At 61.8% G+C, this 22,164-nt stretch carries 20 protein-coding genes and 3 tRNA genes; 17 read left to right on the forward strand and 6 right to left on the reverse strand.

Annotated elements, in window-relative coordinates; all coding sequences use genetic code 11:
- The first annotated feature begins 43 nt into the window (after window positions 1-43).
- On the forward strand, window positions 44-2,314 hold the full coding sequence (clpA, locus tag DWU99_RS01620) for an ATP-dependent Clp protease ATP-binding subunit ClpA (RefSeq protein WP_115476253.1): 2,271 nt from the start codon (window positions 44-46) through the stop codon (window positions 2,312-2,314).
- 75 nt (window positions 2,315-2,389) lie between these two features.
- On the opposite strand, the gene infA is transcribed toward clpA, so the two are convergent.
- Both infA and DWU99_RS01630 read right to left on the reverse strand, forming a co-directional pair.
- Window positions 2,390-2,608, reverse strand: coding sequence for a translation initiation factor IF-1 (infA, locus tag DWU99_RS01625; RefSeq protein WP_115476254.1), 219 nt, complete (start codon window positions 2,606-2,608; stop codon window positions 2,390-2,392).
- Window positions 2,609-2,689: 81 nt separating this feature from the next.
- The gene (locus DWU99_RS01630; protein WP_115476255.1) at window positions 2,690-2,965 is read right to left on the reverse strand and encodes a polyhydroxyalkanoic acid system family protein; all 276 of its coding nucleotides are present in this window, start codon (window positions 2,963-2,965) and stop codon (window positions 2,690-2,692) included.
- A 100-nt stretch (window positions 2,966-3,065) separates the two neighbouring features.
- Here DWU99_RS01630 and DWU99_RS01635 point away from each other — a divergent pair, with 100 nt between their 5' ends.
- The 11 genes from DWU99_RS01635 to DWU99_RS01685 all read left to right on the forward strand — a co-directional run bounded on the left by DWU99_RS01635 (window position 3,066) and on the right by DWU99_RS01685 (window position 11,822).
- Entirely contained in the window at window positions 3,066-3,836 is a 771-nt protein-coding gene (locus tag DWU99_RS01635; RefSeq protein ID WP_115476256.1) for an FHA domain-containing protein, read from the forward strand.
- Between the two features lie 90 nt (window positions 3,837-3,926).
- Window positions 3,927-5,012 carry a 3-phosphoserine/phosphohydroxythreonine transaminase gene (gene serC, locus DWU99_RS01640; protein ID WP_115476257.1) on the forward strand — a complete coding sequence of 362 codons (1,086 nt, stop codon included), beginning with the start codon at window positions 3,927-3,929 and terminating at the stop codon, window positions 5,010-5,012.
- Between the two features lie 87 nt (window positions 5,013-5,099).
- Window positions 5,100-6,188 (forward strand): prephenate dehydratase, encoded by a 1,089-nt coding sequence (gene pheA / locus DWU99_RS01645; protein ID WP_115476258.1) that lies wholly within the window; start codon window positions 5,100-5,102, stop codon window positions 6,186-6,188.
- The gene (aroA, locus tag DWU99_RS01650) at window positions 6,185-7,501 is read left to right on the forward strand and encodes a 3-phosphoshikimate 1-carboxyvinyltransferase (protein WP_115476259.1); all 1,317 of its coding nucleotides are present in this window, start codon (window positions 6,185-6,187) and stop codon (window positions 7,499-7,501) included. The genes pheA and aroA overlap by 4 nt, the downstream gene beginning before the upstream one ends.
- 55 nt (window positions 7,502-7,556) lie before the next feature.
- Entirely contained in the window at window positions 7,557-8,336 is a 780-nt protein-coding gene (kdsB, locus tag DWU99_RS01655) for a 3-deoxy-manno-octulosonate cytidylyltransferase (RefSeq protein ID WP_115476260.1), read from the forward strand.
- Window positions 8,333-8,797, forward strand: a complete 465-nt coding sequence (locus DWU99_RS01660; protein ID WP_115476261.1) for a low molecular weight protein-tyrosine-phosphatase — start codon at window positions 8,333-8,335, stop codon at window positions 8,795-8,797. Before kdsB ends, DWU99_RS01660 begins: the two co-directional genes overlap by 4 nt.
- A 54-nt stretch (window positions 8,798-8,851) precedes the next feature.
- The gene (gene uvrC, locus DWU99_RS01665) at window positions 8,852-10,678 is read left to right on the forward strand and encodes an excinuclease ABC subunit UvrC (protein ID WP_115476262.1); all 1,827 of its coding nucleotides are present in this window, start codon (window positions 8,852-8,854) and stop codon (window positions 10,676-10,678) included.
- A 42-nt stretch (window positions 10,679-10,720) separates the two neighbouring features.
- Window positions 10,721-11,332 (forward strand): CDP-diacylglycerol--glycerol-3-phosphate 3-phosphatidyltransferase, encoded by a 612-nt coding sequence (gene pgsA / locus DWU99_RS01670; RefSeq protein ID WP_115476263.1) that lies wholly within the window; start codon window positions 10,721-10,723, stop codon window positions 11,330-11,332.
- A gap of 37 nt (window positions 11,333-11,369) precedes the next feature.
- Window positions 11,370-11,445, forward strand: a tRNA-Gly gene (locus DWU99_RS01675).
- 147 nt (window positions 11,446-11,592) lie between these two features.
- Window positions 11,593-11,668, forward strand: a tRNA-Gly gene (locus tag DWU99_RS01680).
- Between the two features lie 80 nt (window positions 11,669-11,748).
- Window positions 11,749-11,822, forward strand: a tRNA-Cys gene (locus DWU99_RS01685).
- Window positions 11,823-11,960: 138 nt separating this feature from the next.
- Here DWU99_RS01685 and DWU99_RS21385 read toward each other — a convergent pair.
- Entirely contained in the window at window positions 11,961-12,281 is a 321-nt protein-coding gene (locus DWU99_RS21385) for a hypothetical protein (RefSeq protein WP_325048455.1), read from the reverse strand.
- Between the two features lie 6 nt (window positions 12,282-12,287).
- On the opposite strand from DWU99_RS21385, the gene DWU99_RS21415 reads away from it, so the two are divergent.
- Complete coding sequence (locus tag DWU99_RS21415; RefSeq protein WP_425476798.1) at window positions 12,288-12,386, forward strand: type II toxin-antitoxin system HicA family toxin; 99 nt, start codon at window positions 12,288-12,290, stop codon at window positions 12,384-12,386.
- 31 nt (window positions 12,387-12,417) lie between these two features.
- Window positions 12,418-12,855 (forward strand): type II toxin-antitoxin system HicB family antitoxin, encoded by a 438-nt coding sequence (locus tag DWU99_RS01700; RefSeq protein ID WP_115476265.1) that lies wholly within the window; start codon window positions 12,418-12,420, stop codon window positions 12,853-12,855.
- A 198-nt stretch (window positions 12,856-13,053) separates the two neighbouring features.
- Here the strand turns inward: DWU99_RS01700 and DWU99_RS01705 are convergent, their stop codons facing one another.
- Window positions 13,054-13,626 carry a class I SAM-dependent methyltransferase gene (locus tag DWU99_RS01705; RefSeq protein ID WP_233510807.1) on the reverse strand — a complete coding sequence of 191 codons (573 nt, stop codon included), beginning with the start codon at window positions 13,624-13,626 and terminating at the stop codon, window positions 13,054-13,056.
- A gap of 229 nt (window positions 13,627-13,855) precedes the next feature.
- Between DWU99_RS01705 and DWU99_RS01710 the strand changes: the two genes are divergently transcribed.
- From DWU99_RS01710 to DWU99_RS01720, 3 genes are read left to right on the forward strand one after another with little or no spacing between them, the layout of a single operon-like run.
- On the forward strand, window positions 13,856-15,211 hold the full coding sequence (locus DWU99_RS01710; protein ID WP_115476267.1) for a TolC family protein: 1,356 nt from the start codon (window positions 13,856-13,858) through the stop codon (window positions 15,209-15,211).
- Entirely contained in the window at window positions 15,208-16,281 is a 1,074-nt protein-coding gene (locus DWU99_RS01715) for an efflux RND transporter periplasmic adaptor subunit (RefSeq protein WP_233510809.1), read from the forward strand. The genes DWU99_RS01710 and DWU99_RS01715 overlap by 4 nt, the downstream gene beginning before the upstream one ends.
- The gene (locus DWU99_RS01720) at window positions 16,278-19,328 is read left to right on the forward strand and encodes an efflux RND transporter permease subunit (protein WP_115476268.1); all 3,051 of its coding nucleotides are present in this window, start codon (window positions 16,278-16,280) and stop codon (window positions 19,326-19,328) included. The genes DWU99_RS01715 and DWU99_RS01720 overlap by 4 nt, the downstream gene beginning before the upstream one ends.
- Before the next feature lie 65 nt (window positions 19,329-19,393).
- Here the strand turns inward: DWU99_RS01720 and DWU99_RS01725 are convergent, their stop codons facing one another.
- Together DWU99_RS01725 and DWU99_RS01730 are read right to left on the reverse strand one after the other, a co-directional pair.
- A complete protein-coding gene (locus DWU99_RS01725) occupies window positions 19,394-20,596 on the reverse strand; it encodes a cation:proton antiporter (protein WP_115476269.1) in 1,203 nt (400 codons plus the stop codon).
- A 44-nt stretch (window positions 20,597-20,640) separates the two neighbouring features.
- Window positions 20,641-22,095, reverse strand: a complete 1,455-nt coding sequence (locus tag DWU99_RS01730; protein WP_425476796.1) for an MFS transporter — start codon at window positions 22,093-22,095, stop codon at window positions 20,641-20,643.
- Window positions 22,096-22,164: the final 69 nt, after the last annotated feature.

Genomic DNA, 22,164 nt, shown 5'->3' on the forward strand with positions numbered 1-22,164 from the left:
CAACGCGGTGAATCCGCCCATCATTGCAGTGGAGTAGGTCCGGATGTTCAGCAAGGATCTCGAAGTCACAATTGGCCAGTGCTACAAGCAGGCACGCGAACAACGCCATGAGTTCATGACGGTGGAGCACTTGCTGCTCGCCCTCACCGAGAACCAGTCGGCGCTGGGTGCCCTGCGAGCCTGCGGTGCGGATCTTCCGCGTCTCACTCATGAGCTGGAAAAAATCATCGCCGAGACCGTGCCGGTGCTGCCGCATGGCGACGAGCGCGATACCCAGCCGACGCTAGGTTTCCAGCGCGTACTTCAACGCGCGGTCTATCACGTGCAGTCTTCCGGCCGTAAGGAAGTGACCGGCGCGAACGTGCTGGTGGCCATCTTTGGCGAGAAGGACTCGCACGCGGTGTACTTCCTGCACCAGCAGGAAATTACGCGCCTGGACGTCGTGAACTACATCTCCCACGGCATCGCCAAGATCGGCGACGAGCCGTCGTCGAGCATGCCCGGCAGCGAGCGCGACCCCGAGGAAAGCGGCGAGGGCAAGGGCAATCCGCTCGGCGAATATGCGTCCAACCTCAACGAGCTGGCGCTGGAAGGCAAGATCGACCCGCTGATCGGCCGCCAGGACGAGATCGAACGCACCATCCAGGTGCTGTGCCGCCGCCGCAAGAACAATCCGCTCTACGTCGGCGAAGCCGGCGTGGGCAAGACGGCGCTGGCCGAGGGTCTGGCCAAGCGCATCGTCGACGGCGAAGTGCCGGAAGTGCTCGAGAACGCCACCATCTGGGCGCTGGACCTCGGCGCACTGGTGGCCGGCACCAAGTATCGCGGCGACTTCGAGAAGCGCCTGAAAGCCGTCATCGGTCAGCTGAAGAAGCAAACCGGTGCGATTCTCTTCATCGACGAGATCCACACCATCATCGGTGCGGGCTCCGCGTCGGGTGGCACGATGGACGCCAGCAACCTGATCAAGCCGATGCTGGCATCGGGTGAGCTGCGCTGCATCGGCTCCACCACGTTCCAGGAATTCCGCGGCATTTTCGAGAAGGATCGCGCGCTGGCGCGTCGCTTCCAGAAGATCGACGTGGTCGAACCCACCGTGGCGGACAGCTTCGAGATCCTCAAGGGTCTGAAATCGCGCTTCGAAGAGCACCACAACGTGTCCTACACGGTGGAGGCGCTGAAGGCGGCGGTGGATCTGTCGGTCAAGCACATTCCCGATCGCCTGCTTCCCGACAAGGCCATCGACGTGATCGACGAGGCGGGTGCGCGTCAGCGCCTGCTGCCGGTCGATCAGCGTACCGGCAAGGTCGATGTGCCGGAGGTGGAATACATCGTCGCCAAGATGGCGCGCATTCCGGCCAAGCAGGTGTCGGCGTCCGATCGCGACGTGCTGAAGAATCTCGAGCGCAATCTCAAGATGGTCGTGTTCGGTCAGGACCCGGCGATCGAAGCTCTGGCCGCTTCCATCAAGATGGCGCGTTCGGGCCTGGCCGATCCGTCCAAACCGATCGGTTGCTTCCTGCTCGCCGGACCGACCGGCGTGGGCAAGACCGAGGTCACCAAGCAGCTGGCGATGCAGCTGGGCATCGAGATGATCCGCTTCGACATGTCCGAGTACATGGAAGCGCATTCGGTCTCGCGCCTGGTCGGCGCGCCTCCGGGCTACGTCGGTTTCGACCAGGGCGGTCTGCTGACCGAAGCGGTCACCAAGCATCCGCACGCGGTGCTGCTGCTCGACGAAATCGAGAAGGCGCACCCGGATGTCTTCAACATCCTGCTGCAGGTGATGGACCGCGGTGTGCTCACCGACACCAATGGCCGCGAAGCGAACTTCAAGAACGTGGTCGTGGTAATGACCACCAATGCGGGCGCGCAGCAGGCATCGCGCCGCGGCATCGGTTTCGTGAAGCAGAACCACTCGATGGACGCCATGGAAGTGATCCGCCGCAGCTTCACGCCGGAATTCCGCAACCGCCTCGATGCGATCATCCTGTTCAACGCGCTGGACTTCGACCACATTCTGCGCGTGGTCGACAAGTTCCTGATCGAACTGGAATCGCAGCTCAGTGAGAAGCACGTGACGCTGGACGTGGACGCCGATGCCCGCCGTTGGCTGGCCGAACACGGCTTCGACCCGCAGATGGGCGCCCGCCCGATGGCCCGTGTGATCCAGGAGAAGGTCAAGCGGGTGCTGGCCGACGAGTTGCTGTTCGGCAAGCTGGCCGAGGGTGGCAAGGTGATGCTGAGCGTGCGCGACGGCGAGCTGCAGGTGAATACCGAAGCGGCGGAGCCGGTGCCGGCAACCGTGTCCTGACGCAAGCCAGCGATGAAGCAACAAAAAAGCCGCGCAGCATGCGCGGCTTTTTTTAGCGCCGACGAATCGCTCGGCTTACTTCATGCGATAGGTGATGCGCCCCTTGGTCAGGTCGTACGGCGTCATTTCCACCTTGACCTTGTCGCCCGTGAGGATGCGGATGTAGTGCTTGCGCATGCGGCCTGAAATATGGGCAATGACAATGTGGCCGTTTTCCAGCTGCACACGAAACATGGTGTTGGGCAGGGTTTCCACAACCGTGCCTTCCATTTCAATGACGTCGTCTTTGGCCATGTGTTCCGGGAGATGCCGCAGACCACCATGGCCGCGTAAGCCCTCGATTATGCCACGTTTCGGACTTCGGTCAAAGAAGCGTTAAGCGAAGTGCTCGTCGAGCTTTCGCCGGATTTCCTGTTCGATCATGGTCTTGAGCGGGGAAAACAGCATTCCGAGCTGGGCGCTCACGTGGATTTCATCGCCGCCGACAGCAATCTTGCCGTTAATCCCCGGCCGCTCGAACATCAGCGCGCCGTCCTGCCAGCGGCTTTTGACGTCGAACTTCTCGCGCATGCGGTCGGCCACTTTGTTGATGACAGTGAGAGCGTCGGCTTCGGAAAGGCCGTGAGGTCGGCGGATGTCGATGCTTGGCATGGTCGGCTTCGCTTAGGTAATCGAGCATCATAAAACGTTATAGGTGCCGATAGTTCCTACGCATCTGATAGAGTCGCGCCGTCACGTTGTTGGCCAGTTCATGCGCATCGAGTTTCCTCATTCCACCCGGGCAAGCTTTCCTTGGAGTCAGTCGCTGCTGCGCATCGGCAGCGAGCCCGACAACGACCTGATACTTGCCACGGGCCAGGCTGCGGCGCACCACCTGCGTATCTGCATGGATCGCCGCGGCTGGGTGCTGGAAGTATTGCCGGATGCCACGCGCGTCTACGTGAACGCACGGCCGGTGCGCGAGCGCGCCATTCTGCGTCCTGGCGATACCTTGAGCGTCGGCGATTGCCGGATGCTGCTGTGCGCGGATGAAGCGCCGGAAGGACGGACTTCGCCCAGCATGCCCGAGCAGGAGCGCTACACCGTCGCGCTGCGCGCGATTGCCGGGCCACTCTCCGGACAGGTACTCCCGGTGCTGGAACGCTTGGAGCTCGGCCTCCACGGGCGCCTTCCCCTGGATCTTCCCCAGGGCGAAACTGCCTCGCTGATCATTTTCTGGCGCGACGCCCACCTATGGCTCGAGACCGAACAGGCTATCGAGTCGCGCTACCCCGTGCGGGTGAATGGAAGCGCTACCCGGCAGACGGTGCTTTTGCCGGGGGACCAGATCGGCATAGGCATGCACCGTTTCGCCCTCGATGCTCCTGGCTTGGAACCCGAGCCTGAGATCGTGGTGCCAGACCCACCCGCCGAACCGCTGCCCGAAGATTCGGCTGGCCCAAGGGGTGAGGTCTGGTGGTTGATCGTGACCGCCGCCGTACTCGCTTTGGGAATAGCCCTACTGCTGTTTGTGCATTTCTGACAAATCCGAGACGGAAGCCTTGCATCCCGTTGACGATGCCTTGCTGCGGCGCGCCATAATGCAGCGGTCATCCTCGACGGGAAACGATGCGTGAGCAGGATCTGGAATTTCAGCGCAGGACCGGCGGCACTGCCGTTGCCAGTGCTCGAGCGCGCACAGCGCGAATTGCTCGATTGGAACAGCAGTGGCGCTTCGGTGATGGAGCAATCCCATCGCGGCAAACGGTTTATCGCCATGACCGAGCAGATCGAAGCGGATCTGCGCGAGCTGATGGGCATTCCATCCGACTACGCAGTGTTGTTTCTGCAAGGCGGCGCCACGCAGCACTTTGCCCAGATACCGATGAACCTCGCGGGCGAGGGCGAGAGTGCCGACTACATCATCACCGGTCACTGGAGCGAAAAGGCCGCGAGCGAAGCGGCGCCGTATGTGCGCGTCAATGTCGCCGCGACCAGCAAGGCCGACAACTACCTGCGCATGCCCTCGCACGACACGTGGCATCTCGACCCCAAGGCGGCTTACGTCCACATCGCGACCAACGAAACCATCCACGGCGTCGAGTTCGAGGATGTCCCGCGCGTTGGCGACGTTCCCCTTGTGGCGGACATGTCGTCCAACATCCTGTCCTGGCCGGTCGATGTCAGCCGCTATGGGCTGATCTACGCGGGTGCGCAGAAAAACATCGGTCCTTCCGGATTGGTGCTGATGATCGTGCGCCGCGACCTGCTTGAACGGCAGGCGCGCCCGATGGCGAAAATCTTCCGTTACGCCGAGCACGCCGCCAACAGCTCCATGCTCAACACGCCCAACACATGGGGCTGGTATCTCGCGGGCCTTACCTTCCAGTGGCTGAAGGAAAACGGCGGCCTGCAGGCGATGGCCGAACGCAATCGTCTGAAGGCCGCGCTGCTGTACACGGCCATCGACGGCTCGGGCGGTTTCTACAGCAATCCCGTCGATCCGGCCGTGCGTTCGCGCATGAATGTCCCTTTTACCTTGCACGACAGCGCGCTCGATTCGCTGTTTCTGCAGGAGTCGGAAGCGGCCGGCCTGATGGCGTTGAAAGGACACAAAGCCCTGGGCGGCATGCGCGCTTCGCTCTACAACGCCGTGCCGGTGGAGGCCGTGCAGACGCTTGTCGTCTTCATGCACGATTTTGCCGCCCGCCACGGCTGACCTGGTTTGCGAGGTACGGACATTCCGACCCGTTTCAGGCACTATGTGGTTCCGATTCAGACTTCTTTACGCTTGGACATCCATCGCATGAACGACCCCAAGTCCTCGCTGGCAGAGGTGCGCGAGCGCATCGACAGCATCGACCGGCAGATCCAGGAATTGATCTCCGAACGCGCCAACTGGGCCCGTGAAGTGGCCCGCGTGAAAGGCGAGGGGCTGTCCGCGATCGACTATTACCGCCCGGAACGCGAAGCGCATGTGCTGCGCATGGTGGTGGATCGCAACCACGGCCCGCTGTCCGATGCCGAGATGGTGCGCCTGTTCCGCGAAATCATGTCGTCGTGCCTGGCGCAGGAAGATCCGCTCAAGGTGGGTTATCTCGGACCCGAGGGCACTTTCAGCGAACAAGCCGTCCGCAAGCATTTCGGCCATGCCGCCTACGGCTTGCCGCTGGGCAGCATCGAGGAAGTGTTTCAGGAAGTCGCCGCCGGTCATGCCGATTTCGGCGTGGTACCGGTGGAGAATTCCGGACAGGGCATGATCCAGGTCACGCTGGATCTGTTCCTGACTTCCGAAGCGCGCATCTGCGGCGAAGTGGAGCTTCGGGTGCATCATTGCCTGCTTTCGCAGAACGACTCGCTCGAAGGCATCAAGCGCGTCTACGGCCATGCGCAGGCGTTGCAGCAATGCAAGACATGGTTGCGTGTGAATCTGCCCGATGTGGAATGCATTACCGTCAGCAGCAATGCCGAAGGAGCGCGCCTGGCGCGCCACACCGACGATGCGGCAGCGATTGCCGGCGCCACGGCGGCGAAAGTTTACGGTCTCAAAGTGGTCGCCAATGCGATCGAGGATCGCGCCGACAACACCACGCGATTCCTGGTGATCGGCCGCTCCCTGTTCCCGCCGTCGGGCAACGATCGCACGTCATTGCTCATTACCGTCAACGACAAACCCGGCGCGCTTTACGACGTGTTGAGTCCGTTCGCCAAGCACGGCGTGAGCATGAATCGCATCGAGTCGCGACCGGCGCACACGGGTAAATGGCAATACGCTTTCTTCATCGACGTTTCCGGCCATATCGACGATGCGTCGCTTCAGTCCGCGCTGAAGGACATGGGGCCGGTCGCCACTCAGGTTCGTGTACTTGGTTCTTATCCGGTGGCTCTTCCATGAGTGGTGCAACGCGTTTGGATTGGAGCAGTCGTTCCGTTGGATCTTTGCAAGGCAACATCGTGGTACCGGGCGACAAATCCGTGTCGCATCGTTCGATGATGTTGTCCGCCATCGCCGAAGGGACGTCGCACATTCGCGGATTCCTGGAAGGTGAAGACACGCGCGCCACGGCAGCGGTGCTCGCGCAATTGGGTGTTTCGATCGAAGCGCCGTCTGCGGGCGAACGCATCGTGCATGGCGTCGGCCTGCATGGCTTGCGCAGCTCGGACAAACCGCTCGACTGCGGCAATGCCGGCACGGGTATGCGCCTTCTTGCCGGGTTGCTGGCAGGACAGCGTTTCGACAGTACGTTGATTGGCGATGAGTCGTTGTCGAAGCGCCCCATGCGGCGAGTGACAGACCCCCTTGCGAAAATGGGCGCTCAGATCGACAGCCAGGACGGTCTCCCGCCGCTGCATGTGCGGGGCGGCCGATCGCTGCATGGCATCCGCTACGAACTGCCAGTGGCGAGTGCGCAGGTCAAATCCGCGTTGTTACTGGCAGGCTTGTATGCCCAGGGCGCTACGGAAGTGATCGAACCGCATCCGACGCGCGATTACACCGAACGCATGCTTGCCGCTTTCGGCTGGCCGATCACGTTTTCGCCAGGGCACGCGAAACTTGAAGGCGGCCATCGTCTGCGCGCTACCGATGTCGTCGTGCCGGCGGATTTTTCGTCGGCCGCATTTTTCCTCGTTGCAGCCTGCATCGTCCCCGGTTCCGAGTTGCGCCTGCCTGCCGTCGGCTTGAACCCGCGACGCACAGGGTTGCTGGAGGCGCTGCGATTGATGGGCGCCGATATCCGCATCGAGAATCGGGCCGAAAGCGGCGGTGAAGCCATCGGCGACCTGATCGTGCGACATGCTCCGCTGCACGGCATTGAATTGCCGCAGATGCTGGTCCCCGACATGATCGACGAGTTTCCCGCGCTGTTCATTGCCGCGGCGGTTGCGAAAGGACGCACCGTCATCCGCGGAGCGGCCGAGCTGCGCGTCAAGGAATCGGATCGCATTGCCACGATGGCGGCCGGCATGCGCGCGCTGGGCGTGCAGATCGAGGAAACGCCGGACGGTGCGATCATCGATGGTGGCCCCATCGGTGCCGGCGCTGTGGATGCGCACGGCGACCACCGTATCGCCATGAGCTTCTGCGTGGCAGGCCTGGTGGCGAAAGGCGAGGTGACCATCCGCGATTGCGCCAATGTCGCCACCTCGTTCCCGGGATTCCTCGAACTCGCCAACGGCTGCGGATTCGCGTTGAAGCTGGCCGGCTAGCTCGTCTGCGGACGCGGTTGCAGGTACGCTTGCGCGCGTTCGCAACGAGGTCATTATGTCCGCCGCCCATCCGCCCTTTATCGTCGCCATTCCCGCTCGCTATGGTTCGACGCGCTTGCCGGCCAAGCCCTTGAGGGCCATCGCCGGCGTGCCTATGGTCGTCCGAGTCGCGCAGCGAGCGTTGCTGGCCGGTGCGTCACAGGTTGTCGTGGCGGTGGACGATACGCGTGTCGCCGATGCCTTGAATGGGCAGGGCGTGGATGTCTGCATGACGCGCAGCGATCACGCTTCCGGCAGCGATCGCCTGGCCGAATGCGCGGCGCATTACGGCTGGCCCACCGATGCGATCGTCGTGAACCTGCAGGGCGACGAACCTTTTGCCCCCGCGGCCGGCATTCGCGAAGTAGCCCGCGCACTGGCCGACGACGATGCCCCCATGGCGACGCTCGCCACGCCGGTCACGGATGCGCACGAGCTGTTCGATCCGAACGTTGTGAAAGTCGTGGGATCGGCCAACGGTCGCGCCCTGTATTTCAGTCGCGCGCCGCTTCCGTGGGCGCGCGACGCCTTTGCGACGCATCGAAACGTGTTGCCTGAAGGACTGCCGTTTCTGCGGCACATCGGCATCTACGCGTACCGCGCCGGCTTTCTCCAGCAATACACCGCGCTGTCGCGCACTCCGCTGGAACAGGCCGAGTCGCTGGAACAACTTCGCGTGCTCGAACACGGTTATCCGATTGCGGTGCGCCTTACGCCGGAGCCTTTCCCGCCGGGCATCGATACCGAGGCCGATTTGCAGCGCGCGGAAGCGTGGCTAGGCAGCCAGTCGCCATGATCCATCGCATTCTGTTCGTCTGTCTCGGCAATATCTGCCGGTCGCCGCTGGTCGAAGCGGTGGCGCGCAAGCGTTTCGCCGACGCGGGGCTGGATATCGAGGTGGCGTCCTGCGGAACCGGTGGTTGGCATGTGGGCACCGGTGCGGATGGGCGCATGCGCGAGGCAGCTGCCGCGGCCGGGTATCCGCTGGACGCACATCGCGCCAGGCAGCTTAATGCCTCGGACTTTGCGCGCTACGATTTGCTGCTCGCGATGGATCTCGCCAATTTGCAGGACATGCGGCGTATCGCGCCAGCGCATCAAGTCGAACGGACAGCGCTGTTCCTCGAATGGGCCGGTGTGGCCTCGCTGCAGGAGTTTCCCGATCCGTACTTCGGTGAGCAGGCGGGTTTCACGGACTCGGTGCGGCTCGCGGAGCAGGGGGTTGCGGGCCTGATCGAACGCCTGCGCACCGGCTGAAAATCTTGCCGCAGCCGACCCGGAAAGTAGGGTAAACAGGCTAGAATCGCAGGTATGCAGCCCGTCTCTCCACAGGCCTTCGACGGGAAGGCTTTTGTTCGCACGCTTGCCACTTCTCCCGGCGTTTATCGTTATTTCGACGAGGACGGCGAGCTGCTGTATGTCGGCAAGGCGGGCAACCTCAAGAAGCGCGTCAGCAGCTACTTCCTCAAGCCGCGCATGGAACCGCGCATCGCGGCGATGGTGTCGCAGATCTCACGCTGCGAGATCACCGTCACACGCACCGAAGCCGAAGCGCTGCTGCTCGAATCGCAGCTGATCAAGGCGCTCAAGCCGCGCTACAACATCCTGCTGCGCGACGACAAAAGCTATCCCTATATCTATCTCTCCGGTGGCGAGGATTACCCGCGGCTCGCCTTTCATCGCGGCGCGCGCAATCAGCCGGGACGCTACTTCGGTCCGTTCCCAAGCGCGTTCGCCGTGCGCGAAAGCCTCAATCTGATGCAGAAGCTGTTCAAGGTCAGGCAATGCGAGGACAGCTATTTCCGCAACCGTTCCCGGCCGTGCCTGCAATACCAGATCGGCCGTTGCACCGGCCCTTGCGTCGGGCTGATCAGTCCGGACGACTACCGCAATGACGTGCGCCACGCGGAAATGTTCCTCGAAGGGCGCAGCAGCGCGGTGATTGACGAACTGGTGGGTGGGATGGAGCACGCCAGTACGTCGCTAAATTTCGAACGCGCCGCCGCACTGCGCGATCAGATCGCCGCGCTACGCAAACTGCACGCGCAGAACCACGTGCAAGGCGCAACGGCGGACATGGACGTGATCGCCTGCCGCATCGAATCGGGCATCGCCTGCGTCAGCGTGCTGTTCTTCCGCAACGGCATCAGCCTGGGTACGCGCGATTTCTACCCGCGGTTGCCGCTTGATGCCGAGCCTTCGGATGTACTGGCGCAGTTCGTCGCCCAGTACTACCTGGATCGACCCGTGCCGCGCGAAATCATCCTCGGCGAGACGATCGCGGACGAGCAGCTTCTGGGCGAGGTGCTGGCGCAACAATCCGGGCACGCCGTGGAGATCAAATCGCGCGTCCGTGGCGACCGTGCGCAGTTCCTGCAGATGGCCGAGCGCAATGCACAGGCCTCGCTGACGTCGCGCATCGCCAGTCGGCAAACCCTGGGTACGCGCTTCGATGATCTCCAGAATCTGTTGGGCCTCGACGAGTCGCCGCGCCGCATCGAATGCTTTGACATCAGCCACACGCGCGGCGAAGCGACGGTGGCGTCCTGCGTCGTGTTCGGTCCGGAAGGTCCTGAGAAATCCCACTACCGCCGCTTCAACATCGCCGGCATCACGCCCGGCGACGATTACGCCGCCATGCACCAGGCGCTCACGCGCCGCTTCCGCAAGGTGGCGGAAGGCGAGGGTGCCCGCCCGGACATCCTGCTCATCGACGGTGGCACGGGGCAGGTGGCGCAGGCGCTGGACGTGCTGCAGGAGCTGGGCATCACCGGCATCGAAGTGGTGGGCGTCGCCAAAGGCCCAGGCCGGCGCGCCGGCGAGGAAACCCTGATATTGGCCGGATCGGGCCGTGAAATTCACCCCGGCCCCACGTCGCCGGCGTTGCACTTGGTGGCGGCCGTGCGTGACGAGTCGCACCGCTTCGCCATCAGCGGCCACCGCAAGCGCCGCGAAAAGGCCCGTGAACGAAGCGTCCTTGAAGATGTCCAGGGCGTAGGTGCGCGTCGACGTGCCGCGCTGCTCAAGGCTTTCGGCGGCCTGGCTGGCGTCGAAGCCGCCGGTGTCGAAGAACTGATGCAGGTCAAGGGGATTGATCGCGGCCTGGCCGAACGCATCTATGACGCGCTCCATGCTTGATTTGCCCCTCTCGTGCGACACTGAACAAAACGGAAGAGACTGATGCGCATCAACCTGCCGACCTGGCTGACGCTGTTCCGCGTAGCGCTGCTGCCGGTGATGGTGCTGGTTTTCTACCTGCCGTTCCACGGTCACAACCTTACGGCCGCCATCGTCTTCGCCCTGGCAGGCGTCACGGACTGGCTCGACGGCTATCTGGCCCGCCGATTGAACCTGACCTCCAAGTTCGGTGCCTTTCTCGATCCCGTCGCCGACAAGCTGATGGTGGCGGTGACGCTCTTCATGCTGGTCAACTCCCAGCGCGGCGACTGGTCCGGGATCGTCATGGCCATCACGGCCGCGATCATCGTCGGGCGCGAAATCAGCGTCTCCGCCTTGCGCGAGTGGATGGCCGAGATCGGCATGCGCGCCACCGTGCGGGTGGCTTTCATCGGCAAGCTGAAGACCGTGATGCAGATGGTGGCCCTGATCGTGCTCATTCTTCAGCACGAAAAAAGCGCCGAAGCCTTGCGCCTCTACCACATCGGCGAAGCGTTGCTGGTGATTGCCGGCGTGCTGACCATTTGGTCCGGCCTCTACTACCTGCGCGCCGCGTGGCCGGCCCTGCACGGCGACGCCCCGGTTCTCACGCCCGGGCAAGATCGAAACGCTTGACGAGCCCGTGACAGCCGTTACAATGCGCGGCTCCGATGCGGGAATAGCTCAGTTGGTAGAGCACGACCTTGCCAAGGTCGGGGTCGCGAGTTCGAGTCTCGTTTCCCGCTCCAGATTTCAGACAAGGCCCCTGGCGCAAGCTCGGGGCCTTGTCTTATGCAGTACTTCAAGTTTGTGCGGCAAGTGGCTTGAATTGCTGCAAAAAATCAGCTTCGGCTATTCACAACGTGGCCGAATCTGCTATAGTTACAAACTCCGATGCGGGAATAGCTCAGTTGGTAGAGCACGACCTTGCCAAGGTCGGGGTCGCGAGTTCGAGTCTCGTTTCCCGCTCCAGTTTCAAGCAAAGCCTCGGACCACCGGGGTTTTGTTTTTTAGAGAAATCCCGATCCGGTAAGATCGTGATTTCCAGCAATGGCCGGGTGGCAGAGTGGTCATGCAGCGGCCTGCAAAGCCGTGTACGCCGGTTCGATTCCGACCTCGGCCTCCATTGCAAATCAAGTGGATCAAACAGTTAACCGCCGCAAGGCGGTTTTTTGTTGCGTGAAATTCCTACGTTTCAGGGCAAAACCCCTTTTGCCACCCGGTTTCGGATGGCAATTAAAGGAAAAAGGGCAGGGACTTGGCACTACGTCATCAAGCGAGCGGAGTGCTTCCAAAACCCATCTATCTGAGCTTCGAGACTGAAATAGAAGGCGATGAATAGGTAGGTCGGCTGGAGGCGTTGCTCGATCGTCGTGTGGTGCGTAAGTGTTAGAAAGGTGGTGACAGAGGGGGCGGCCGATGGGTCGCTTTTTTGTGGCTGCAACATATATGTTTCATGCAACAAAAATGTTGTATACAATACATGCGTACGGTGGCGGCACGGCACGGAGGCGATGAAGTACAGCGAATTTATCCGGTGGTTGAGGCGCAGGGCGTAGTTTTTGAGCGGCAGCGCGGCAGCCATCTATTTGTGAAGTTCGACGGCAAAACTTCGGTGGTACCGAATCACGGCTCAAAAGAAATACCCGAGCCGCTGAGAAAGAAGATCAGGAAAGACCTCGGCCTGTAATGGGCCGAGGAATCGAGGAAGGAAGAAAACTATGCGCTATGCCGTGAAGTTGATGGAAGACGGTGGTGCCTTCGTGGTTACCTGCCGCGATCTGCCCGCATTCAACAGTGTGGGCGATACGGTGGAGGAAGCCTTGCGCGAGTCGGTTGATGGGATCGCGTTGGCATTGGAAGGCTACATGGACGAGCGGGCGCCGATTCCCGCCGCGACCGAAAAGAAGCGCGGGGAACATTGGGTTTCACTGCCGGCGCTGGACGTTGCCAAGATCGGGCTATACCAGGCCATGCTGGCTAACCATCTACGAAAGGCGGATCTCGTTCGTCTGCTTGGTGTCCACGCGCCACAGGTGGATAGGCTGCTGAGTCTTTCGCACAAGTCGAAGTTGGAGCAGGTTGAAGACGCGCTCGGGCACCTTGGTTATCGGGTGAATGTCACTGTCGAACGCGTGACTGCACGGTACGCGGCCTAAATTTGCGCGGCCAGGAACTGGCGAGTACAGCCTTGGTGTCGGGAACGGGTAGCCACTACTGCTCTCTGCTTCACAATGGTCTTTAAAAACGTTGCAGTTGGCCCAGTACCTTTCCGGTTGATCTTCGTCTGCGAGAAGGGTTGCAAATTCCATAACACGATCCCAAACGTCCGATCTAAGTTCCATCGCTTTCACACCTCAACCCTTGATCGCGGATAAGCCGCGACCTTTAGCGATCACTCCGTAGTGAAAAGGACAGCAGTCGCCGAGATGGACGGATTCGATGCTCGTGAATCCTGCTTGTCGAAGCCATTCGATGCACTGCTCGGGCGTCGGCCGAATGGCGAGCGGTGGTCCGCGCGGTGTCGGAATATCGCTGCGCCAATGCATGACGGAGAGCGTGCCTTCTCGATCAAGTGCAGTGAAGGCCTTTCGCAACAGGGCAACAGGTTCTTCGATATGCAACAGGTTGTAGATCATCACGTGCGACTGGCTGCCAGGGGCTACGCCGAAGTCGCTTTCGATGAAGTCTCTTTCCACTGCGCGGATATTTGCGATGCCTAGTTCCTCCGCCTTGCATCGCACGTGGGCGACCATGTCCGGATCGATATCCAGCGCGGTGACGATCCCTCGTGTACGCCGCGCGGCAACCAGGGTGAAGGTGCCATAGCCGCAACCCAGCTCGACGACGTCGCCGTGTGCGGCTGGCCACAGCTTGTCCATGGCAGCGGAAGCATCGAAAAAGGATGACCAGGTGGTCTCCTCCGGCATCCCGCTTTCCCGGCCCTTCAAGACCGGCCTCCCGCTGGTTTTATGGGGAAAAGGGGCAGGGGGCGGTGGTCGGCTGTCATAGTCGTATTGTTGACATAGTCCGACTACAAAGTAAGCGCTAAGCCAAAACCGCTAGTCTTATGCTGGTATAGGCCATGAGGCTGGAGGCGTTTCGGTGCGGTTGCTTAAAGTTTGGCCACATCAAAAAGCGGCATTTGGCTCGCGCCTGATGCGAGCGGGTGTGTTGGGGGGCGTGCTGGTGTTTGCCGGTTGCGCGACCTATTCGCCGCTGCCGCTGGGCGACGGTCAGGGCGTCAAGGACGCCTCGCAGCTCACCGTGAATGCCGCGGATATGCCCTTGCCGGCGTTGCGCACGCATACGTTCGATCCCTCGCATGGCTTGGACGTGACGGATGTGGCCATGCTGGCCGTGGCCAACAATCCCGATCTGCGCCTCTTGCGGGATCAACTGGGCATAGCGCGCGCGCAGGCTTTTCAGGCAGGGTTGTTGCCGGACCCGCAGATTTCGATCAACCAGGAATTCCTCGATCACGCCGTGCCTGGTTACACCACGTCGTATGCCTATGGCATCAGCGAAGACATCACCAGCCTGCTGTTGCGCTCGACGCGGAAGGCCGCGGCGAACAGCCAGGCCGATCAGGTGAATCTGGAATTGCTTTGGGCCGAATGGCAGACCATTGCGCAGGCCCGGCTGCTGTTCAATCAAGTGGTCTCCTTGCGCCTGCAGCAACACCAGCTTGCCGACGAACAAACGGCGCTGGCACCTGTCGACACCTATGTGCGCAAGGCGTTGCTGGACGGAAACCTGACCCATGACACCGCCAGCCCCGGTATCAATGCGTATGCCGATGCCAGCAAGCGGCTGTCCGATTGCACGGTTCAACTGCATCAGGCCGAGCATGACCTGCGCCTGCTGCTCGGCCTCGCGCCGGACGCTTCGCTCGATCTGATCGGCGAACCGTTCCAGGCGTCGCCCACTGCCGAACAGATGCAGACCGCGCTGAGCGATCTGCCGAAAAGGCGTCCGGATCTGCTGGCCCTGCAGGCTGGTTACAAGGCGCAGGAAGCCACGCTGCGAGGCGCCATTCGCGCGCAGTTTCCCGCGCTCAGCCTGGGTGTCGATCGTCAGAGCGACAACAGTGGCGTGTTGTCCCACGGCATCAATATCGGATTCACGCTGCCGTTGTTCGACCGCAATCGCGGCAATATCCGCATCGAAACCGCGACCCGGCAACAGCTCAAGGACGACTACGAAGACCGCGTGCTCACCACGCGCAACGACATCACGCAACTGACGGCCGACCTGGAAACACTGAGCCGGCAACGCGATCAATTGCAGATTCAATCCGCGCGCATGGATGAAGCCAGGCGCGCGGCAGAAGCGGCCTGGCAGAAAGGGTTGCTCGACTGGCCGACGTATCTCTCGATTCGTGCCAATGCATTAAGCGCCGACATGGATTACATCGCCGCATGCGATCAGCAATCGCAGCAGGCCATCGCGTTGGAAACGCTGCTCGGCGATACCGATCTTCAACCGCCTTCATCATCTCCGTCAAAATCATGAATCGACTTTTCCTGACTCGTGCCGCCATCGTGGCGATGCTTGCGTTGCTTGCCGGATGTGGTGGCGGTGCCGCCGATGATGGCGCCGACGCCGACGTGAGCGGCCAGGTGCTGGTAACCACCACGGTACCCGTGAGCCGGACGTTCAACGACACGATTCAGGCGTGGGGAAACGCGGCCGGCGATCCGCATCGTGCCACCAACATAAGTCTGGGGCACGGTGGCTTGGTGACTGCGCTGGATGCCGCGGCAGGACAAAGCGTGCATCGTGGCCAGGCGTTATTGCACGTTGCGCCTGATCCTGCCGCGCGCAATGCCTATCGGCAGGCGCAAAGCGCATGGACCCTGGCCAGCGGCGAGTTGAAACGCACCGAGCAAATGGTCGCGCAGCATCTGGCGACGCAATCCCAGCTCGCCGCGGCGCGCAAGGCACTCGACGATGCGCAAGCAGGGTTGGAAGCACAGCGTGCGCTTGGTGGTGGATCAGCCGAGGAAATCATCAGCGCTCCGTCCGATGGCGTGGTGACGGTGCTCAACGTCAATCTGGGGGATCGATTCCAGGCCGACGCGCCGTTGTTGTCGTTCACGTCTTCGCATGGATTGATCGCGCGCCTCAGCGTGCAGCCCGAAGACGCTCCTCGCCTGAAGACAGGGATGCCGGCGTGGGTACAGGGCGAGTACGGTTCTGCAGACGTGCTGAAGGGGCAGGTCAGCATGGTCGGCCAGTCGGTCGACGCGCAAACGCACCTGGTGCCGCTTCAAGTGACCTTGCCACCCGAGGCCAGTAACACGCTGGTGGCAGGTGCCGCGGTGCGCGCCACCATCGATACGGCGGGCTACACGGCCTGGGCTTTGCCGCGCGAGGCGGTGCTCCACGACGACAAGGGCGATTACGTCTTTACCGTCGATCACGACAAGGCCAAGCGCATCGATGTCACGTTGAAACATCCCGAAGGCGATACCGTCGGCGTGCAAGGCGCACTGGATGCGAAGACGCAGATCATCGTGCTCGGCAGCTACGAGTTGAATGACGGCGATGCTGTACGCGAACAGCAGGAGTCGTCCAAGTGAGTATTACGGCATGGATGCAGCGCCATCGGCGCTCGCTGTTCTTTCTGGTGTTGATGTTGGCGGTCGGTGGTATCGCCAGCGCCATCTACATGCCGGTCGCGTTGTTTCCGAACGTGGCGTTTCCCCGCGTGCAGCTTTCGCTCGATGCCGGCGATCGTCCTGCGGACCAGATGGCGATCGAGGTCACCACGCCCATCGAAGATTCGTTGCGCCGCGTACCCGGCGTGCGCGACGTGCGATCGACCACCAGTCGCGGCAGCGCCGATATCTCCGTGACGTTCGATTGGGGCACCGACATGAGCCGTGCCCTGGGCGATGTCAATGCCGCGGCGAGCCAGGTGCTGCCCGAGTTGCCGGCAGGCACGGTGCTCACCAGCCGGCGCATGGACCCGACAGCCTTTCCGATGCTGGCCTATAGCCTGCGTTCCCACACGGTGTCGCCGAGCGCGCTTTACGACATCGCGCAATATCAATTGCGCCCGCTGCTCAGCAGCATCCCGGGCGTTGCGCATGTGAGTGCGCAGGGTGGGGAGGTGGCGGAGTTCCATGCGGATGTCGATCCCAGCAAGCTGCGCGCGCTGGATCTCAGCCTGGTCGACGTCGCGACGGCAGTCACCCACGCGGCAACCATCCAGGCGATGGGGCATGTCTCCGATCACTACAAGTTGTATCTGCTGTTGGCCGACAACCAGCCAGGCACGGTGGCGGCGTTGCGCGATATCGTCGTGCGCGCGGACAGTCACGGCGTCGTTCGTCTGGGTGACATTGCGGACATCACGCTCAGTCACGTGCCGCAGTGGATTCGCGTCACGGCCGACGGTCAGGATGCGGTGCTGCTGCAAATCTTCCAGCAGCCCGACGGCAACAGCGTGCAGATCGCGCGCGACGTAAAACAACGCCTGCACGACTACGCCCCGCAAATGCCGCCTGGCGTGAGAGTCGCCAACTGGTACGACCAGACGCAACTCGTGACCGGTGCAGCAGGAAGCGTGCGCGACGCGATTCTGGTCGGCATCGTGCTGGCGGGACTGGTGTTGTTTGTCTTTCTGCGCAATACGCGCGTGATCTTCGTCGCCATGATCGTGGTGCCGGCGGTACTGACCATCACGGTACTTCTGCTGCACATGCTCGGCATGAGTTTCAACATGATGACCCTGGGCGGCATGGCCGCCGCAGTGGGCCTGATCATCGACGACGTGATCGTGATGCTCGAGCACATCATGCGCCGGTTGCGTGACAACCCGGGCGAAGTGCGCGAGCGCATTGCGCATGCGGCGTGGGAGTTCACGCGGCCGCTTACCGGCTCCAGTGCCGCTACGGTGGTGATCTTCCTGCCGCTGGCGTTTCTCACCGGCATCACGGGCGCGTTTTTCAAGGCGCTGTCGCTGACCATGGCCAGCGCGCTGGTGATCTCCTATCTGCTCACGTGGATTGTCGTGCCGTTGCTGTCGGAGCAACTGCTCGATCGGGAGCACATCGCCGATCACGGTGCGAATCGTGCGTCGCAGCGATTGATCGGCGGCTATCGAAATGTATTGCAGCGCTGGCTGAAGCGGCCGGTATGGGTGTTGGTATTGGTGCTGCCGCTGCTTGGCCTGGGCGCATTGGCCTTCAGTCGCGTCGGCACCGGTTTCATGCCTGCCATGGACGAGGGCGGTTTTACCTTCGACTACGTTTCCAAGCCCGGCACGTCGTTGGAAGAAACCGGGCGCCTGCTCAACCAGGTCGAAGAGATCATTCGGTCCAATCCCTATGTGGATACCTATTCGCGTCGCACGGGCCTACAGCTGGGCGATTGGTTGACGGAAGCGAACACGGGCGACATTTTCGTTCGCCTGAAGCAGGGGGCGCGTCCTCCTACCGAAGACGTAATGAACGACGTCCGCAAGGAAGTGCAGGAGAAAGTGCCGGGTCTCGATGTCGATGTGTCGCAGCTGATGGAGGACATGATCGGCGATCTGGTGGCGGTGCCCGAGCCCATCGAGATTCAGCTGTACAGCGACAACGCCGACGAACTCAACGATACCGCGCTACGCGTTGCCGATGCCTTGGGCAAAATCAAAGGTGTGAACGGCGTACTCAACGGGATCAACCCAGCTGGCGACGCGCTGACCATGACGGTTGACCCCGCCAAGGCCGCATTGCAAGGCCTGGATCCGCAGGCCATTACCGATCAGGTTACGACTGCGATCGATGGCACCGTTGCGGCCCAGCTACCGGCAGCGGGCAAGGTGGTGGGTGTGCGCGTGCGCTTGCCAGCAACCTCTTATCGACACCTGGAGCAGGTGTCGGCTTTGCCGATTCGCGCGGCTGACGGTCATCTCTTTCCGTTATCGCAAGTCGCCACGTTGCAAGTGGTGCAGGGGCAGCCGGAAATTACTCGCAACAATTTGAAACGCATGGTGGCGGTGACCGGTCGCATCGCCGGGCGGAGCATGGGCGCAACGGTCGACGATGTCAAAACCATGCTGGCCAAGCCCGGCCTGTTGCCCAAGGGCATGTACTACGAGCTCGGTGGTTTGTATCAACAGCAACAGGAAGCCTTTCGCGGCCTGACCGTCGTGCTGCTTGCCGCGATCGCGCTGGTGTTTACGCTGCTCTTGTTCCTTTATGAGAGCTTCCGTGTCGCCATCTCGATCCTGGCCATGCCGCTGCTGGCCATCGGCGCCGTGTTCATCGGCTTATGGATCACCGGCATCGAGCTCAACATTTCCGCGATGATGGGCATGACGATGATTGTCGGCATCGTCACCGAAGTGGCGATCTTCTACTTTTCCGAACTGGAGGAGGTGGCTGCGGACCTTCCACTGCACGATGCGTTGCTCGCCGCCGCCCAGCATCGAACGCGCCCGATTTTGATGTCCACGCTGGCGGCTATTTTGACCTTGCTGCCGCTTGCCCTGGCATTGGGCTCGGGCTCCCAGATGCAGCAGCCGCTGGCTGTCGCCATTATCGCGGGCATGCTGGTGCAGGTGCCGCTGGTACTGTTGGTGATGCCGGTGCTGTACGGTCTGCTGATGCGCTCGCGCAAGCACGCTGCAGCATAACGACCTGCCTGCCTATCCGTTGCCTCGTCGGAATGACGACGAGGCTTGCAGGTATAGCCGCCAGTTCAAGCGTTTCGTGGTTCCGTCGCGGCGTCTGTCTTGGCCGTCCGTTTCAACAGCCAGGCGAGTATGGGCGGCGTCACCATTGCCGTCAGCAGCGACATGGCAACGATGATGGCGTACATCTGATCGTTGAAGACACCTGCGGCGAGGCCCAGGCTCGCAATGACCACACCAACCTCGCCACGCGGCACCATGCCGAAGCCCACGATGGCTGCGCCAAGGCGTCCCAGTGGCAGCGCGCCAAGAAAGCCGCCGAGCAGCTTGGACACGATGGCGATCACCGTCACCACGGTCAGTGCGATGAGTGCATCCGCATTGGCCAGCAGGTGCAGGTTGATCTTGCTGCCCGTCAACACGAAGAAGAACGGCGTGAGCAGGGCCAGCAACGGCTGGATCTGATTCTCTAGCGTGTGCTGCTGACGGGTTTCCGAAGCGATCATGCCGGCGAGGAAGGCGCCGATGATCGCCGCCAGTCCAAACAGCGTGGAGACGTATGCGAGCCCCAGGCACAGGGCCAGCACGATCAACAAGGGCGAATGGACGCTGCTGGGTTTGTCGAGCCAGGTTGAATTCCAGCGCATTACGCGCGTGCCGCCCCAGCCCATCACAGCGATAAAGCCGATCGCGCCGGCCAGGACCATCACCAGATGCGAAGGGTTGAAACCTTCGCCACCCTGCAACGACACCACGACACCGAGCAGCAGCATGGCCAAGATGTCGTCAATCACCGCGGCGCCGAGGATCACCTTGCTCTCCACGCGTTGCAGTGCGCCTAGTTCCTGGAGTACGCGGGCGGTGATGCCGGCGGACGTCGCCACGAACGCGGCAGCGACAAAAAGCGACTTGCCCCAATCATAACCGCTGGCATGTGCCCAGAAAGCACCCATGCCAAACGGAAGCAGCACGCCTAGTACACCGACGAGCATGGCCGATTTGCCGACTTTCTTCAGATCTTCCAGGCGCGTTTCCAGGCCAACCGAAAACAGCAGCAGCACCACGCCGATTTCGGACAGCACATCCAGCGGGGTACCCATGGCAATCTGTTCGGGCGTGATCCAGCCCAGCAGCGACGGCCCGATGATGCACCCCGCGGCGATTTCGCCAACGACGCCAGGCAGCTTCAGCCGCTGCGCGATCTCCGCGCCGATCTGCGCGGCGACGAAGACGATGAAAAGTGAAAACAGAATTTCGTTGGCATGGTGCATGGTCGGAATCCTTCGATCATGAGCATGTTCGCCATGCTACTCGGTCAGGCGGTCGATGACACCGTGGCCATGGGCTTTTTGTCGAGTCGGGCAAAGACGCGACTGGCGACGGCAGTGATGATCGCCAGCACGATGACCGTCCAGCGGAATGCCACGACATAAGCTGCCGCATCACCATGTCCATGCAACAGCGTTTGCATCAGCAGCGTCGCCAGCGCGATACCAAAGCTCATGGACAGATACTGTGTGGTCGACGCCATCGAGGAAGCCATCGATGCATATTTGACGTCCAGGTCGGTGTAAATCAACGTGTTCATGGTGGTGTATTGCATCCCCATGAAACCGCCATAGATGAACACCAGCAATGCAATCGCCGCCACGGGTGTATGTGGGCCGAGCAAGGCGAACATCGCCAGCAGTGCTGCCACGATCAACGTGTTGCTAAACAACATGCGGCGATAGCCCATCCGTATCAGCAGACGGTTCACCAGCCACTTCGCGCTGATCGAGCCGACAGCCTGCGGCACCATCATCAAGCCCGCCATCAACGGCGACCAGCCGCAGCCCACCTGCAGGAAAAGAACAATCAGCAGGAACATGCCGCTGACGCCCAGACGCGTAAGCAGATTGCCGGACAACGCCACCCACACACTGCGTACGCGCAGCAGGCTCAGGTCCGCTACTGGGTGATCGGTGCGGCGGCTATGCCACACATAGGCTGCGCCGAACGCGGTGGCCAGCAGCACCAGCGTTCCCATTTGCACCCAGCGGATCGTTTCGTCCGCGGCAAATTCGGAAGCAGTCAACAGTAATGCGGACGCCGCCGCAAACAGCAAGAAACCCAGCAGGTCGAAGCGATTGGCACGTTCCAGCCGATATTCGGGCATCTCTCGCAAATTGAGCCAGATGCCAACCAGGCCGACGGGCACGTTGAGCAGGAAGATCAATCGCCAGCTGGTGTATTGGACCAGCGCGCCGCCAAGCAGCGGCCCCAGCACCGAGCCAAGCAATCCGAAGGTGGCGACGGTGCTCATCACCTGCACGAAATCGCGTTTGTCGATGCTGCGCACGAGCACATAACGTCCCACCGGCATCAGCGCCGCGCCGCCGCAGCCTTGCAGCACGCGCGCCAGCACCAGTTCCGGCAGCGTCTGAGAAATGCCGCAGAGCAGGGAGCCGATCGCAAAGACGCCGATCGCGATGCCAAAGACCCTTCGGGTACCGAAGCGATCGCACAGCCAAGGGCTTGCCGGAATCAGAATCGCCAGCGTCAGTACGTAGCTGGTCAGCGAGCTGCGCATGTTGAGCGGCGTTTCGCCCAGGGCATTGGCAATGGCCGGAACCGCTGTATTGACGATCGTGGAGTCGAGCGCCTGCATGAAGAACGCGGCGGCCACCAGCCAGATCAGGCCGCTGTAGCGTTGGCGGGAGGACAGCTCCCCCATGTTTCCCGTGGCCGCATCGGCGGTGGCGGAGGAAACGGCAGACGTAGGGGGCATGGGCGTTATGATACCTGCTATGGCAGCTAATTTCGTGAATGGTGCCGTGCTGGAATAGGTGTGCGTACG

The organism is Dyella psychrodurans, from assembly GCF_003363265.1.
Taxonomy (GTDB): Bacteria; Pseudomonadota; Gammaproteobacteria; order Xanthomonadales; family Rhodanobacteraceae; genus Dyella_B; species Dyella_B psychrodurans.

Excerpts from the sequence above, each read along its gene's own strand:
- clpA (WP_115476253.1), top strand. The coding sequence starts at position 44 with ATGTTCAGCAAGGATCTCGAAGTCACAATTGGCCAGTGCTACAAGCAG.
- infA (WP_115476254.1), bottom strand. The coding sequence starts at position 2,608 with ATGGCCAAAGACGACGTCATTGAAATGGAAGGCACGGTTGTGGAAACC.
- DWU99_RS01630 (WP_115476255.1), bottom strand. The coding sequence starts at position 2,965 with ATGCCAAGCATCGACATCCGCCGACCTCACGGCCTTTCCGAAGCCGAC.
- DWU99_RS01635 (WP_115476256.1), top strand. The coding sequence starts at position 3,066 with ATGCGCATCGAGTTTCCTCATTCCACCCGGGCAAGCTTTCCTTGGAGT.
- pheA (WP_115476258.1), top strand. The coding sequence starts at position 5,100 with ATGAACGACCCCAAGTCCTCGCTGGCAGAGGTGCGCGAGCGCATCGAC.
- aroA (WP_115476259.1), top strand. The coding sequence starts at position 6,185 with ATGAGTGGTGCAACGCGTTTGGATTGGAGCAGTCGTTCCGTTGGATCT.
- kdsB (WP_115476260.1), top strand. The coding sequence starts at position 7,557 with ATGTCCGCCGCCCATCCGCCCTTTATCGTCGCCATTCCCGCTCGCTAT.
- DWU99_RS01660 (WP_115476261.1), top strand. The coding sequence starts at position 8,333 with ATGATCCATCGCATTCTGTTCGTCTGTCTCGGCAATATCTGCCGGTCG.
- uvrC (WP_115476262.1), top strand. The coding sequence starts at position 8,852 with ATGCAGCCCGTCTCTCCACAGGCCTTCGACGGGAAGGCTTTTGTTCGC.
- pgsA (WP_115476263.1), top strand. The coding sequence starts at position 10,721 with ATGCGCATCAACCTGCCGACCTGGCTGACGCTGTTCCGCGTAGCGCTG.
- DWU99_RS21385 (WP_325048455.1), bottom strand. The coding sequence starts at position 12,281 with ATGGCTGCCGCGCTGCCGCTCAAAAACTACGCCCTGCGCCTCAACCAC.
- DWU99_RS01700 (WP_115476265.1), top strand. The coding sequence starts at position 12,418 with ATGCGCTATGCCGTGAAGTTGATGGAAGACGGTGGTGCCTTCGTGGTT.
- DWU99_RS01705 (WP_233510807.1), bottom strand. The coding sequence starts at position 13,626 with ATGCCGGAGGAGACCACCTGGTCATCCTTTTTCGATGCTTCCGCTGCC.
- DWU99_RS01710 (WP_115476267.1), top strand. The coding sequence starts at position 13,856 with ATGCGAGCGGGTGTGTTGGGGGGCGTGCTGGTGTTTGCCGGTTGCGCG.
- DWU99_RS01715 (WP_233510809.1), top strand. The coding sequence starts at position 15,208 with ATGAATCGACTTTTCCTGACTCGTGCCGCCATCGTGGCGATGCTTGCG.
- DWU99_RS01725 (WP_115476269.1), bottom strand. The coding sequence starts at position 20,596 with ATGCACCATGCCAACGAAATTCTGTTTTCACTTTTCATCGTCTTCGTC.
- DWU99_RS01730 (WP_425476796.1), bottom strand. The coding sequence starts at position 22,095 with ATGCCCCCTACGTCTGCCGTTTCCTCCGCCACCGCCGATGCGGCCACG.